This window comes from Bradyrhizobium sp. B124, from assembly GCF_038967635.1.
GTDB lineage: Bacteria > Pseudomonadota > Alphaproteobacteria > Rhizobiales > Xanthobacteraceae > Bradyrhizobium.
The window spans coordinates 2,226,937-2,239,466 of the sequence record NZ_CP152413.1 but is presented as its reverse complement, the minus strand read 5'-3'; the positions used below and the strand labels follow the sequence as shown (position 1 = coordinate 2,239,466).

The 12,530-nt window shown below is 65.1% G+C and carries 15 protein-coding genes; 11 read left to right on the top strand and 4 right to left on the bottom strand.

The annotated features are described in order from the left end of the window. The first annotated feature begins 129 nt into the window (after positions 1-129). From ntrB to cynS, 3 genes are read left to right on the top strand one after another with little or no spacing between them, the layout of a single operon-like run. A complete protein-coding gene (gene ntrB / locus AAFG13_RS10835; RefSeq protein WP_342711988.1) occupies positions 130-969 on the top strand; it encodes a nitrate ABC transporter permease in 840 nt (279 codons plus the stop codon). A 2-nt stretch (positions 970-971) separates the two neighbouring features. Next, positions 972-1,883: an ABC transporter ATP-binding protein gene (locus AAFG13_RS10830; RefSeq protein ID WP_342711987.1), complete on the top strand. Its 912-nt coding sequence runs from the start codon at positions 972-974 to the stop codon at positions 1,881-1,883. A gap of 19 nt (positions 1,884-1,902) precedes the next feature. After that, the gene (gene cynS / locus AAFG13_RS10825) at positions 1,903-2,391 is read left to right on the top strand and encodes a cyanase (protein ID WP_092115321.1); all 489 of its coding nucleotides are present in this window, start codon (positions 1,903-1,905) and stop codon (positions 2,389-2,391) included. A 70-nt stretch (positions 2,392-2,461) separates the two neighbouring features. Here the strand turns inward: cynS and purB are convergent, their stop codons facing one another. Both purB and AAFG13_RS10815 read right to left on the bottom strand, forming a co-directional pair. Next, on the bottom strand, positions 2,462-3,895 hold the full coding sequence (purB, locus tag AAFG13_RS10820) for an adenylosuccinate lyase (protein ID WP_342713316.1): 1,434 nt from the start codon (positions 3,893-3,895) through the stop codon (positions 2,462-2,464). A gap of 213 nt (positions 3,896-4,108) precedes the next feature. After that, positions 4,109-4,933, bottom strand: coding sequence for an isocitrate lyase/phosphoenolpyruvate mutase family protein (locus AAFG13_RS10815; RefSeq protein ID WP_342711986.1), 825 nt, complete (start codon positions 4,931-4,933; stop codon positions 4,109-4,111). Between the two features lie 113 nt (positions 4,934-5,046). Here AAFG13_RS10815 and AAFG13_RS10810 point away from each other — a divergent pair, with 113 nt between their 5' ends. Together AAFG13_RS10810 and AAFG13_RS10805 are read left to right on the top strand one after the other, a co-directional pair. Further along, positions 5,047-6,003, top strand: a complete 957-nt coding sequence (locus AAFG13_RS10810; RefSeq protein ID WP_342711985.1) for a LysR family transcriptional regulator — start codon at positions 5,047-5,049, stop codon at positions 6,001-6,003. Positions 6,004-6,106: 103 nt separating this feature from the next. Then, a complete protein-coding gene (locus AAFG13_RS10805) occupies positions 6,107-6,499 on the top strand; it encodes a hypothetical protein (RefSeq protein WP_342711984.1) in 393 nt (130 codons plus the stop codon). A gap of 26 nt (positions 6,500-6,525) precedes the next feature. Here AAFG13_RS10805 and AAFG13_RS10800 read toward each other — a convergent pair whose 3' ends face one another. Beyond that, positions 6,526-6,849: a DUF1476 domain-containing protein gene (locus tag AAFG13_RS10800; protein ID WP_342711983.1), complete on the bottom strand. Its 324-nt coding sequence runs from the start codon at positions 6,847-6,849 to the stop codon at positions 6,526-6,528. Between the two features lie 349 nt (positions 6,850-7,198). On the opposite strand from AAFG13_RS10800, the gene purC reads away from it, so the two are divergent. From purC to AAFG13_RS10770, 6 genes are all read left to right on the top strand, one after another. Then, positions 7,199-7,966: a phosphoribosylaminoimidazolesuccinocarboxamide synthase gene (purC, locus tag AAFG13_RS10795; protein WP_016843454.1), complete on the top strand. Its 768-nt coding sequence runs from the start codon at positions 7,199-7,201 to the stop codon at positions 7,964-7,966. A 15-nt stretch (positions 7,967-7,981) separates the two neighbouring features. Next, on the top strand, positions 7,982-8,224 hold the full coding sequence (purS, locus tag AAFG13_RS10790; protein WP_029083848.1) for a phosphoribosylformylglycinamidine synthase subunit PurS: 243 nt from the start codon (positions 7,982-7,984) through the stop codon (positions 8,222-8,224). Between the two features lie 12 nt (positions 8,225-8,236). Further along, a complete protein-coding gene (locus AAFG13_RS10785) occupies positions 8,237-8,812 on the top strand; it encodes a hypothetical protein (RefSeq protein WP_249131607.1) in 576 nt (191 codons plus the stop codon). A gap of 4 nt (positions 8,813-8,816) precedes the next feature. After that, on the top strand, positions 8,817-9,518 hold the full coding sequence (purQ, locus tag AAFG13_RS10780) for a phosphoribosylformylglycinamidine synthase subunit PurQ (RefSeq protein WP_092115316.1): 702 nt from the start codon (positions 8,817-8,819) through the stop codon (positions 9,516-9,518). 5 nt (positions 9,519-9,523) lie between these two features. Next, positions 9,524-10,504, top strand: a complete 981-nt coding sequence (locus AAFG13_RS10775) for a tripartite tricarboxylate transporter substrate-binding protein (protein ID WP_342711982.1) — start codon at positions 9,524-9,526, stop codon at positions 10,502-10,504. A 189-nt stretch (positions 10,505-10,693) separates the two neighbouring features. Then, the gene (locus AAFG13_RS10770; RefSeq protein ID WP_212309979.1) at positions 10,694-11,431 is read left to right on the top strand and encodes a tetratricopeptide repeat protein; all 738 of its coding nucleotides are present in this window, start codon (positions 10,694-10,696) and stop codon (positions 11,429-11,431) included. A gap of 13 nt (positions 11,432-11,444) precedes the next feature. On the opposite strand, the gene AAFG13_RS10765 is transcribed toward AAFG13_RS10770, so the two are convergent. Further along, positions 11,445-12,398 (bottom strand): DMT family transporter, encoded by a 954-nt coding sequence (locus AAFG13_RS10765; protein WP_212310743.1) that lies wholly within the window; start codon positions 12,396-12,398, stop codon positions 11,445-11,447. Positions 12,399-12,530 lie beyond the last annotated feature (132 nt).

Genomic DNA, 12,530 nt, shown 5'->3' with positions numbered 1-12,530 from the left:
GCGAAGGCCGGGACCCATAACCACTACCGCCAATGATTGGGCACGGCGTCTCCCCGCGTGCCTCACGGTGAGAGCACGGCGTATGGGTCCCGGCCTTCGCCGGGAAGACGGGTTGAAAGAGTGCGCGCGATGACGCTCTCCCTCCGTCTCCGCGCCGCCATCGTCTCGATCGCACTGCTCGCCGTCTTCCTCGGCTCATGGCACCTCGCGACCCGCAGCAGCGGCACAACGGCGGCCATGAGCCCCGAATACGCCAGGCTGATGGGGCTGACCGCGACGCAGGGCAAGTCGGCGATGCCCGGGCCGCTCGATGTCGGTGCCAAGCTGTGGGAGCATCTGAAGCGGCCGTTCTACGACAATGGGCCGAATGACAAGGGGCTCGGCATCCAGCTCGCCTATTCGATCGGGCGCGTCGGGCTCGGCTATCTCATCGCGGTCGTCGTCGCGATCCCGCTCGGCTTCATGATCGGCATGTCGCCCCTGTTCAGCAGAGCGCTCGATCCCTTCATCCAGCTGCTCAAGCCGATCTCGCCGCTGGCCTGGATGCCGCTCGCGCTCTACACCATCAAGGATTCCTCGATCTCGGCGATTTTTGTCATTTTCATCTGTTCGGTATGGCCGATGCTGTTGAACACCGCGTTTGGGGTCGCCGGCGTGCGCAAGGAGTGGATCAACGTTGCGCGGACGCTCGAGGTCGGCACCATCAGGCGCGCCTTCACCGTGATCCTGCCGGCGGCGGCGCCGACGATCCTCACGGGCATGCGGATCTCGATCGGGATCGCCTGGCTCGTGATCGTCGCCGCCGAGATGCTCGTCGGCGGCACCGGCATCGGCTATTTCGTCTGGAACGAGTGGAATAATCTGTCGATCACCAATGTGATCATCGCGATCCTTTTGATCGGCCTCGTCGGCATGCTGCTCGACCAGGTGCTGGCGCGCTTCACGCGCATGGTGACGTTTCCGGAGTAGCGATGACCGACAAGTTCATCTCCATCGAGGGAATCGCCCGGCGTTATCCCGGCGCCGGCGGCGGCACCACCACGGTGTTCGAGGACTTCTGGCTGTCGATGACGCGCGGCGAGTTCGGCTGCGTGATCGGCCATTCCGGCTGCGGCAAGACCACGGTGCTGAACATCCTCGCCGGCCTCGACGAGCCGAGCGAGGGGACTGTCATCGTCGACGGGCAGGGCATCGAGGGCACCAGCCTCGACCGCGCCGTGATCTTCCAGAGCCATGCGCTGCTGCCGTGGCGCACGGTGATCGGCAATGTCGGCTATGCCGTGAGCTCGAAATGGCGCAAATGGGACCGCGCCCGGGTCAGGGCCCACGCGCAGAAATTCATCAATCTCGTCGGGCTGACCGGCTCCGAGCACAAGCACCCGTCGGAGCTGTCGGGCGGCATGAAGCAGCGCGTCGGCATTGCGCGGGCGCTGTCGATCACGCCGAAGATCATGCTGATGGACGAGCCGTTCTCGGCGCTGGACGCGCTGACCCGCGGCACGCTGCAGGACGAGGTGCGGCGCATCTGCCTGGAGACCGGGCAGACCACCTTCATGATCACCCACGACGTGGATGAGGCGATCTTCCTCGCCGACAAGATCTTCCTGATGACCAACGGGCCCGGCGCGGTGCTGGCCGAGATCGTCGAGAACCCGCTGCCGAAGGAGCGCGGCCGCATCGACCTGCACCGCCATCCCTATTACTATGCGCTGCGCAACCATATCGTCGATTTCCTGGTTAGCCGCAGCAAGAGCTTTGCCGCTGAGGTGACCGAACACGATCCGCGCCACGTGCCGACGGTGCGGCCCGGCGTCGGCGAGCCGGTGATCGTCTCGCCGCCGCGCCTCGTCGAACCCAATCCCGCGCAGAGCGTTGCGCGCTGAAGCCTGAGGAGGAAACCCCATGAAACGCGAAGACCTCACCGAAAAGCTGCTCGACATCAAGCGCGAGAAGGGCTGGAGCTGGAAGCACATCTGCGAGAAGATCGGCGGCTATTCCGAAGTGCTGATCGTGGGCGCGATCCTCGGCCAGATGAAGCTGACAAAACCACAGGCGGCGAATGCCGGCGAACTGTTCGGGCTGTCGAAGGCCGAGACCGCCATGCTCAACGAGGTGCCGATGCGCGGCGCCGGCACGCCGATGCCGCCGACCGATCCGCTGATCTACCGCTTCTACGAGATGGTCATGGTGAACGGCCCGGCGTGGAAGGCGTTGATCGAGGAAGAATTCGGCGACGGCATCATGTCGGCGATCGACTTCGACATGGCGATGGAGCGTGTCGCCAATCCGAAGGGCGATCGCGTCAAGATCACGATGTCGGGCAAGTTCCTGCCCTACAAATATTACGGCGCCAGCGGCAACGTGCCGGAATACGGCTTCAAGGAGGAGTGAAGGACACGAAGGGCGGATCGCGAGTAGCGAATGGATTCTTGTCCATTCGCTACTCGCTACTCACCATTCGCTACAGGATCGTACCCGGCTTGTAGCTCGCGGCTTCCGGCTTGGCGCGGGCCAGCGCTTCGACTTGCTGGGCGAAGTAGTCGACCTGGGCGCCGGCGTCGCCGGAATTGGCGCGACCCTGCTCGAGCACGAGCTGCAATTCGGCTTCGCTCAAGCCAAGCCGTTGGTCGGCCGCGAGACGCTGCAGCAGGTCGTTCTGCACGATCTTGCCGGTGCGCAGGTCGCCAATGGCGGCGACGGCGTGCTCCTTGATCGCCTCATGGGCGCCTTCACGACCGGCGCCCTTCTTCACCGCTTCCATCATGACCGTGGTGGTCAGCAGGAAGGGCAAATAGCGGTTGAGCTCGGTCGCGACGACGGATTCGAACACCTCCATCTGATCGAGCACGGTGAGCAAGGTCTCGAGCAGGCCGTCGGTGGCGAGGAAGGCATCGGGCAGCATGACGCGGCGGACGACGGAGCAGGAGACGTCACCCTCGTTCCACTGATCGCCGGCGAGCCCTGCGGCCATGGCGAGATAGCCCTTCAGGATCACATGCAGGCCATTGATGCGCTCGCAGGAGCGGCTGTTCATCTTGTGCGGCATGGCCGAGGAACCGACCTGGCCCTTGGCAAAGCCTTCGCTGGTGAGCTCATGGCCCGCCATCAGGCGGATGGTCTTGGCGAAGTTGCCGGGACCGCTGGCGAGCTCGGTGAGGACGCTGACCGCACGGAAGTCGAGGCTGCGCGGATACACCTGGCCGACGGCGTCGAGCGCTTTCGGCAAGCCGAGGTGAACGAGGATGCGCTCCTCGAGCGCGCGCGCCTTGCCGGCATCGCCATTGAACAGGGTGATCTGGTCGAGACGGGTGCCCACTGCGCCCTTCAGGCCGCGAGCGGGGTAGGTCTGCAGCACATTGACCAGGCTCTGATGCGCCAGCAGCATTTCTTCGCCGAACATGGCGATGCGCTTGCCGAGCGTCGTGACTTGCGCGGCCACGTTGTGGGTGCGTGCGGTGAACGGGATGTCGCGCAATTGCTGCGCACGCTTCGCAAACCGAATCAGCGCGGCGATGCTCTTGGTCTCGACCAGCTGCAAGGCGCGGTAGACCTGCAATTGCTCCACGTTCTCCGTGAGGTCGCGGCTGGTCATGCCCTTGTGCAGGTGCTCATGACCGGCCAGATCGCAGAACTCCTCGATGCGCGCCTTGACGTCGTGGCGGGTGACGCGCTCGCGCTGCATGATGGAGGCCAGGTTGATCTGGTCCTTGACGCGCTCGTAGCTTTCGATCACGCCGTCCGGAACCGGAATCCCGAGATCGCGCTGGCCCTTCAGCACGGCGATCCAGTAGTCGCGTTCGAGGCGAACCTTGCCCTCGCCACTCCAGATGGCGCGCATGGCGGGTGAGGCGTAACGTTCAGCGAGAACGTTGGAAATGTGATCCTGGGACATGATCCCGCTCTCTTGGCATTGCCCGAGGCTGCCTGCAAGTCGTGACCTGTGACGAATCGTCAGGTCTGGTGGCGCCTTGGCCGGACTTGCGGTGTTGGCGCTACCATACCAGATCCTTGCAGCCGCCGCCTCGGGCGATCCGGGGCGGCGCCGGCCTGCTTCGCGCTGGCCAACGGCTCGTCGCCAGCGCCCCTGCGATGACCGCCGGCGGTTAGGTCATGCCTGACCAGCTGCAAACATATCCCTTATCTCCTTCACCGGCGCCATGTCGCGCACGAAACTGAACGATCCCTGATCCTTCATCTCGCGGGCACAGCGCAGGAACGCAGCCAGCGCGTGACGCTCCATCGCGCCGCCGACGCTGATGCGCTTGACGCCGGCGGCGGACAACTGCTCGACCGTCAGGGTCGGATCGGCAAAGCCCATCACGAGATTGAACGGCCGCTTCACGGCCGCGACCACGGTCTTGATGGTGCCGATGTCATACAGACCAGGCGAATACAGCACGTCGGCGCCGGCGGCCTCGAACGCCTGCAACCGCTTGATGGTGTCGTCGAGATCCTTGCGGCCGTGCAGGAAGTTCTCGGCGCGGGCGGTCAGCGTGAATGGGAATGGCAGCGCTCGCGCGGCTTCGACGGCGGCCTGAACCCGCTCGACCGCGAGCGAGAAGTCGTAGATAGGGCGCTGCGGATTCCCGGTCGAGTCCTCGATCGAGCCGGCGACGGCGCCGGCTTCGGCGGCGCGGGTGATCGCCTTTGCCGCGGTCCTCGGATCGTCCGCGCCGCAATTCTCCAGATCGGCATTGACGGGCAGGTCGGTGGCGGCGGCGATCACCCGGCAGTTCTCGATGATGGCATCGAGGCTGACGGTTGCGCTGCCGAGCGTGTTGGCAAGGCCGAGGCTGGTGGTCGCGAGCGCCTCGAAACCCATCGCCGCGAGCAGCTTCGCCGTGCCGGCATCCCAGGGATTCGGGATGATGAAGGCGCCGGGGCGCTGATGCAGCTCGCGAAACCGTGCTGCCTTGTCTGCCTGGGTGCGCATGTGAACTCCTGATGATTGGAAAAAGCGACTGGCAGCAGCGATAGGGCGGTTTCGCCCATCAGACAAATTTGTTATTTCTCTCGACATCATCAGCTTTTTGCATGAGGTGAGGGATGGACAGCGACGCGCTCAACACGTTCCTGGTGGTGCATCGCCGCGGCGGAATCTCGAATGCCGCGAAGGCGCTGCACCGCTCGCAGCCGGCGATCTCGCGGCGCATCGCGCTGCTCGAGCAGGAGCTCGGCGTGCCGTTGTTCGAGCGGATCGCCGGCAAGACGCGGCTGAGCGATGCGGGGCGGGTGATGGTGCCGTATGCCGAACGCGCGGTGGCGGCGGCACAGGATGCCGAGAATGCGGTGCGCGCGCTGCTGCGCGACAATTCCGGTCCGGTGGCGCTGGCGGTGACCGGCACGCTTGCGGGCGAGCGGCTCTCGAAGGTGCTGAAGCGCTTTGCCCGCCGGCATCCGGATGTCGCGCTGACGCTGCGCACCGCGACCAGTGCCGAGGTCAGCGATCTGATCCGGCGTGGCGAGGCGACGATCGGGCTGCGCTACGACCGCGACCGCTCGGGCGATCTCGATTGCGAGGTGCTGTTCGCCGAGCCGCTCGGGGTGGTCTGCGCGCCGGACCATCCGCTGGCGGGACGCCGGGTCGGCCGTCTTGCCGATCTCAGGGACGAGCGCTGGATCGCCTTTCCCGAGGTACCCGGACGGCGCGAGATCACCGCTTCGCACGTGTTCGCCCTGTTCCTGACCCACGGGCTCGGCGAGGTCGACTGGACGCCGGTCGACAGCCTCACGGCGCAGAAGCGGCTGGTCGAGGCCGGGCTCGGGATCGCCCTGCTGTCACGAAGCAACGCGGCGGAGGAGCTGCGCGCCGGCTCGATCGCTGCGATTCGCGTCGGCAATCTCACCGCAAGTCACGAGGTCGTCGCCGTCACGCGGCATGGCGGCTTCCTCAGCGCCGCGTCGCGCCGCCTGCTCGACATCGTCCGCACTGACTTCAGCAAGGTGGAATCGGCCGCGCCGGCCGCGAAGCCGCCGCGTCCGTCGCCACAACGTCACCGTTAACATCAGATAAAGCGCCATCGGGGTTTTTGCCGGCCGCGGTTTGTCTTGTTGCAACCGGAGGTGGTTAGAAACCCGTCACGTTCCCTCGGTGCAAGGATCCGCCATGACCTCGATGACACGCCTGTCTGCAACGGCCATCAGCCTGCTGCTCCTGACGGCTCCTGCTTTCCCTCAAACTCCGGGCGGGCGCATCACCCTGGTCGAGCAACCCGTTCCGATCCGCCAGGAAGGGACGGTCCGCGTCCAAAGCAACGTCAACCTGTTCCTGCCGGGGCCGAGCGGTGACGGCGAGGAGGCACAGAAGCTGCGCGACCGCGCCCGCCGCACCGTCTATGAAATGGCGGCGCACGAATGCGACCTGTTGCGCGAGGTGATCGCGAAGGATTGCCGGCTCGAATCGATCAACGTCAATATCAACGTCGCCCGGCAATACGGCCAGCAGCAGGACGGTTTCAACGTGAACGGCTCGATGAGCATGCAGATCACGTTGAAATAGATGTCGGGAATCGCTGTCGCGGGGACTTACGCCCCCGCCTTCACCTGAGCCGCAGCCACGGCCAGCAGTTCGTCCATCTTGGCGCGGACGTCGCGCTCGGTGACGGCCTGGCCCTTGGCGGTGAGGTCCTTCAGAACCTTGTGCAGGACGTCATTGTCGCCGGCTTCCTCGAAGTCGGCGGCCACCACCTCCTTGGCATAGGCGCCGGCGGCATCGCCCGTGATCCCGAGCTTCTCGGCGGCCCACAGGCCGAGCAGCTTGTTCCGGCGGGCTTCGGCCTTGAACTTCTGCTCCTCGTCGAGGGCGAACTTCTTCTCGAAACCTTCCTCGCGCTTGTTGAATTCGTTCATGGCCGAAGTTCCAATCCCCTGATGAATGGCGGGCTGCTGCTCGTTGCGGCAGCCCTGATGAGTGCCTAGATAGATAGGAGGAATCGGCAAGACAACGAGCCGTTAAGCCGCAGGCAAAACAGGCGGAATCGGGCCCTTTTGATAGCGCGGTATAAGTGCCCCGGAGGGGGCACTATCGATTGTGCTGGATGGGCCAATCGGATAGGTTGCCAACAGGCATGGTTCTTGTTCTGTTTCCAATTGGATTGCCCAGGTTCCAGGCCTCCGCGGCAGCTCCGTCGTGGGTCGTAACCCCAAGTCATCCGGAGCACCCAAATCCATGGATTTCAACAAAACACGGTACATCCCAATGAGCCGTCGACGCCGTATTTATGAAGGCAAGGCCAAGGTGCTTTACGAAGGCCCCGAGCCGGGAACCCTGATCCAGCACTTCAAGGACGACGCGACCGCGTTCAATGCCAAGAAACACCAGGTGATCGAGGGCAAGGGCGTCCTCAACAACCGGATTTCGGAGTACCTGTTTCAGCACCTCAACGACATCGGGGTGCCGACCCACTTCATCCGCCGCCTCAACATGCGCGAGCAGCTGATTCGCGAGGTCGAGATTGTGCCGCTCGAGGTGGTGGTGCGGAACGTTGCCGCCGGCTCGCTGTCGCAGCGGCTCGGGATCGAGGAGGGCACCCAGCTGCCGCGCTCGATCATCGAGTTCTATTACAAGAACGACCAGCTCAACGACCCCATGGTGTCGGAAGAGCACATCACCGCCTTCGGCTGGGCCACGCCGCAGGAGATCGACGACATCATGGCGCTCGCCATCCGCGTCAACGACTTCCTGACCGGTCTCTTCCTCGGCATCGGCATCCGCCTCGTCGACTTCAAGATGGAGTGCGGGCGGCTGTTCGAGAACGAAATGATGCGGATCATCGTCGCCGACGAGATCTCGCCGGACTCCTGCCGGCTGTGGGACATCAAGTCGAACGAGAAACTCGACAAGGACCGTTTCCGCCGGGATCTGGGTGGCCTGCTTGAAGCCTACACCGAGGTCGCGAAGCGGCTCGGCATTCTCATCGAGAACGAGCGGCCGGCCGGCAGCGGCCCGGTGCTGGTGAAGAGCTAAGCTTAAGGGGCGACCGTGAAGGCACGTGTAACTGTGACATTGAAGTCGGGCATCCTCGATCCGCAGGGCAAGGCGATCGAGGGCGCGCTGAAATCGCTCGGCGTTGACGGCGTCGCCAGCGTTCGCCAGGGCAAGGTGTTCGACATCGAGCTTGCTGCGACCGACAAGGCCAAGGCGGAGGCGGCGCTGAAGGCCGCCGCCGACAAGCTGCTGGCCAACACCGTGATCGAGAACTACCGGGTCGAGGTTCTGAGCTAGCGAGCGAGCCAAATGACATCTGCCGCTCCCGCCGCTGCTCGCCGTGACCGAATCTTCGTCGGAGCGCTCCTGGTTGGCCTGCTGACCGCAGCCGGTATCGGCGGGGCCTCGGCTCAACCGGCTGCGCCTGCCGCGACGACGCAGCCGCCGCCGTTCACGGTCAGCGGATGGAGCTACGAGCGCCGCGGCTCCGATGTGCATATGTTCCGCTGCGCGCAATCGTCCTGCGGTGCGGGCTCCAAGGTGAGCTACCGGTATTATACCGGCGGAAAACAGATGACGCTCGACCAGTTCCGCGAGGGGCAGGAGCAGATCATCAAGGCGCTGGAGCAGCGGACGCCGGGGCAGCGCATTACGCTGCTCGGCGTTGATGGCGACAAGGGCACCGCGGGGCCGCGCATGTTCAAGGCACGGCGCCTGACCGTGACAGCCAACGGCGCAAGCGAGTATCAGGTCAGCGGCTTGCTGCTTGCCGGACAGGGCTCCGCCAGCCTGATCAGCTCGGCGCGTGACGAAAAGGCCAGCAACGACAATTACGCGAAGTTTGCCGCCGCAGTTAAGCTCGTGCTGGCGCCCAAAACCAGGTGATGCAATGAAATCAGCCGTCCTCGTCTTCCCCGGCATCAATCGCGAGCGTGACATGGCGCGCGCGCTCAAGCTTGCATCCGGCAATGAGACCGCGATGGTCTGGCACGCCGAGACTGCGCTGCCCAAGGGCACCGACCTCGTGGTGGTGCCCGGCGGCTTCTCCTATGGCGACTATCTGCGCTGCGGCGCGATCGCGGCCCGCGCGCCCGTGATGGACGCGGTGCGCGACTTCGCAGCTTCGGGCGGGCTGGTGCTCGGCGTCTGCAACGGTTTTCAGATCCTCTGCGAATCCGGGCTGTTGCCGGGTGTGCTGATGCGTAATGCCGGGCTGAAATTCGTCTGCCGTGACGTGCATATGCGAATCGAGCGCTCCGACACGCCGTTCACCCGCGGCTACAATGCCGGCCAGGTGATCCGCGTGCCGGTCGCGCATGGCGAGGGCAATTACGAGGCGGACGAGGAGACGCTGAAGCGGCTCGAGGGCGACGGGCGGGTGCTGTATCGCTACTGCTCCGCCGAGGGCGTGGTCGACGAAACCTCCAACTTCAACGGCGCCGCGCATTCGATCGCCGGCATCGTCAACGAGCGCGGCAACGTGCTCGGCATGATGCCGCATCCGGAAAACCACGTCGAAGAGATCATGGGCTGCACCGACGGCCGCGGCCTGTTCGCAGGGCTGGTCCAGCAGTTCGACAAGGCGGCGTAACCACCATGTTTGGAAGGTGCCTTGCCGTGGCGACAGCCGCGGTCCTGCTGCTTGCGACGGCGGCCAACGCCCAAGATACCTCGAAGCTGGACTTCCCGAAGCGTCCGATCACGATGATCGTGCCGTTCACGGCCGGCGGCACCTCGGATGTGATCGCCCGCGCAGTGGCCGACCAGATGAGCGCCGCGCTCGGCCAGACCATCATCATCGAGAATGTCGGCGGCGCCGGCGGCTCGACCGCGCTGACCCGCGCCGCGCGCGCCGAGCCGGACGGCTACACGATCGCGATCGGCAACGCCGGCACCAATGCCGCGACCTACACGATCTATCCAAAGCTGTCGTTCACGCCCGACTCCTTCGCGCCGATCGCCGTGGTCGCCAAGACCTTCGGCATCGTCGCGTTGCGCAAGGATTTTCCGGCCAAGGACCTCAAGGAATTCATCGACTACGCGAAGAAGAATCCAGGCAAGGTCAATCTCGGCCATGCCGGCGTCGGCTCCTCGAATTACTTGATCTGCAAGAGCTTCGTGCATGCCGCCGGGATCGACGTGCAGCTGGTCGGCTATCGCGGCGCGGCGCTCGCGCTGACGGACGCGATCGGCAGCCAGATCGACGGCGTCTGCGATGCGGCTGCCTCGGTGTCGCAGGCGATCGACGACAAATTGGTGAAGGCGGTCGTGGTCGGCTCGACCGTGCGGCTCGCCTCGCTGCCGGAATTGCCGACCTCGACTGAAGCTGGCCTGGCCGAGTTCGAGGCACAGGGCTGGAACGGCCTGTTCGCGCCGAAGGGCACCCCGGGCGAGATCATTGCCAAGCTCAACGCCGCCGCGCGCACCGCGGTCGCGAGCGAGGCGGTGAAGAAGCGCTTCGTCGAGCTGTCGACCGTTGCGCCCGACGCCGATGAGCTCGCACCCGAGGTGCTGCAGCAGCTCGTGACCCGTGACGTCGCGAAATACCGCGCGTTGCTCGCGGACGACAAGAAGTAGCGGCTTCGCGATGCGCGCGGATCATGAACCTGATCCGCTCCGGCAGACACCAACGCAGGGATAGCCGCTTCCATTTCATAATCTCGTCACGCTAGCGCCGCTTGAGTGGCAACCTGGGATTGTCGCAGCGTGCCGGGTACGCTATGACGGAAGCGATTTGGATGATTGGTCTGGTTCGCTGGAATTCGCATGCCCGTTGCATTGGTCGTACTGCTGCTCGACATCACGCTGATCTATCACGCCTCGCGCACCGGGCGCCTGCAGCCATGGGCCTTCATCATCCTGATGGTGCCGCTGGTCGGCGCACTCGCCTACATCGTCGTCGAGCTCGTTCCGGAATGGTGGGGCGGACCGGCTGCCGCGCAGGCGCGCAAGCGCGTCGCCAACCGTATCGATCCGGAGAAGCGGTATCGCGAACTGTCCGACCGGCTCGCGACATCCGACACGATCGCCAACCGTGCAGCGCTGGCCGCGGAGTGCCAGACCGTCGGGCGCTTCGAGGAGGCGGAGAGCCACTACGATCACGTCTTGCGACTGCCGCAGGGTGACGATCCGGCCTACGCACTGGCCAAGGCGCAGGCCCAGTTCGCCCGCAAGCTACCGGCCGAGGCGCTGGCGACGCTCGATGCGTTGCGCGAGCGCTGGCCCGATTTCGAGTCCGCCGAAGGGCATCTGCTCTACGCCCGCTCGCTCGCCGAGCTGGGCCGGCTCGACGAGGCGCTGGAGGAATATCAGGCGGTGTCGCAGTATTTTCCGGGCGCCGAGGCGCGGGTCCGCTATGGCTTGTTGTTGCAGCTGGTCGGCCGCACCGCCGAAGCGCGCATCGTGTTCAACGAACTGTTGATCCAGATGCGGCGCGCACCGAAGTACCTGCGCGATGCGCAGGCCGAATGGCTGTCGATCGCCGAGAAGCAATTGTCAGCCTGAGCCGCGACACAGGCTAGCGGTTTTGCAATCGGCTCAGCGCGCGCTTATACGCCTCGCCCGGCACCGTCATCGCGGCGACGCCGGCCATGACCAGCAGCAGGCCGAGCGCGAGGTTCGACGGCACGGATTCCCCGAGCAGGATCACCGACAGCGCGACGCCGATCGGAATCCGCAAGTAACCCTGCGCGTTCGTCGTGAGCGTGCCGAGCCGCGTCAGGCACATATAGAACAGCATCAGGCCGAACGCGCTCGAGAAGATGCCCATCACGACGGTGGCGACCAGCGCCTGCGGTGTCGGGTGCAGCGTCCAGGGATGGTCGACGATCAGGGCGACCGGCAGCAGCACGGTGCCGCCGAACAAGAGCGAGCCGGCGGCCACCACCATGGGGTCATAGTCGGAGAGACGAAGCCCGAAGATCGTGGCGCAGGCGAACGAGACGGTGGCGAGCAGGATCGCGATCTCGGCGACAATCTCCTTGCCGAAGCCCGAGAGCGCGTCGAGGCCGATGATCGCGACCGTGCCGGCGAGACCGAGGATCGCGCCGACGAATTTGAGCGGCGAGGCCGGCTCGTGTCGCGTGATCGCCCAGGTGATCAGGAAGGCAAAGATCGGCGTCGTCGAGGCCAGCACCACGGTGTTGGACGCCGGCACGTAGAGCTGCGCCCAGGTGATCACCAGGAACGGGATCGTCGAGTTGATGGTCTGCTGGAAGGCGAACAGCTTCCAGGCCTTGATGTCGGTCGGGATGCGGATGCCGCGGACCCTCAGCACCACGAGCAGGAAGAGCGCGGCGACCAGCGAGCGCGCCGAGATGAAGGTGACCGGCGGGATCGAGCCGAGCCCGATCTTGGTCAGCGGATAGGTCGAGCTCCAGCAGCAGGCCAGCGCCAGGAGCAGCGCATAGTCGCGCCAGCCGCGCGCGCCCGGCGCGGTGGACAGGATCGGCGTTATCGCTGGAGCCGTCATGCCGCCCGTCTTGGCTCTTTGTTTGAGCATGATCCTTTCGGAAAACCGCTTCACACTTTTCCGGATCATGCTCTGGCTGTGCTCTTCGGCACCTTGATTGTCTCCCCCGCGCATTGGCGCGCGACGGGTACA

Coding starts and splice junctions, on each gene's coding strand:
- ntrB (WP_342711988.1), top strand. CDS start 130: ATGACGCTCTCCCTCCGTCTCCGCGCCGCCATCGTCTCGATCGCACTG.
- AAFG13_RS10830 (WP_342711987.1), top strand. CDS start 972: ATGACCGACAAGTTCATCTCCATCGAGGGAATCGCCCGGCGTTATCCC.
- cynS (WP_092115321.1), top strand. CDS start 1,903: ATGAAACGCGAAGACCTCACCGAAAAGCTGCTCGACATCAAGCGCGAG.
- AAFG13_RS10815 (WP_342711986.1), bottom strand. CDS start 4,933: ATGCGCACCCAGGCAGACAAGGCAGCACGGTTTCGCGAGCTGCATCAG.
- AAFG13_RS10810 (WP_342711985.1), top strand. CDS start 5,047: ATGGACAGCGACGCGCTCAACACGTTCCTGGTGGTGCATCGCCGCGGC.
- AAFG13_RS10805 (WP_342711984.1), top strand. CDS start 6,107: ATGACCTCGATGACACGCCTGTCTGCAACGGCCATCAGCCTGCTGCTC.
- AAFG13_RS10800 (WP_342711983.1), bottom strand. CDS start 6,849: ATGAACGAATTCAACAAGCGCGAGGAAGGTTTCGAGAAGAAGTTCGCC.
- purC (WP_016843454.1), top strand. CDS start 7,199: ATGAGCCGTCGACGCCGTATTTATGAAGGCAAGGCCAAGGTGCTTTAC.
- AAFG13_RS10785 (WP_249131607.1), top strand. CDS start 8,237: ATGACATCTGCCGCTCCCGCCGCTGCTCGCCGTGACCGAATCTTCGTC.
- purQ (WP_092115316.1), top strand. CDS start 8,817: ATGAAATCAGCCGTCCTCGTCTTCCCCGGCATCAATCGCGAGCGTGAC.
- AAFG13_RS10775 (WP_342711982.1), top strand. CDS start 9,524: ATGTTTGGAAGGTGCCTTGCCGTGGCGACAGCCGCGGTCCTGCTGCTT.
- AAFG13_RS10770 (WP_212309979.1), top strand. CDS start 10,694: ATGCCCGTTGCATTGGTCGTACTGCTGCTCGACATCACGCTGATCTAT.
- AAFG13_RS10765 (WP_212310743.1), bottom strand. CDS start 12,398: ATGACGGCTCCAGCGATAACGCCGATCCTGTCCACCGCGCCGGGCGCG.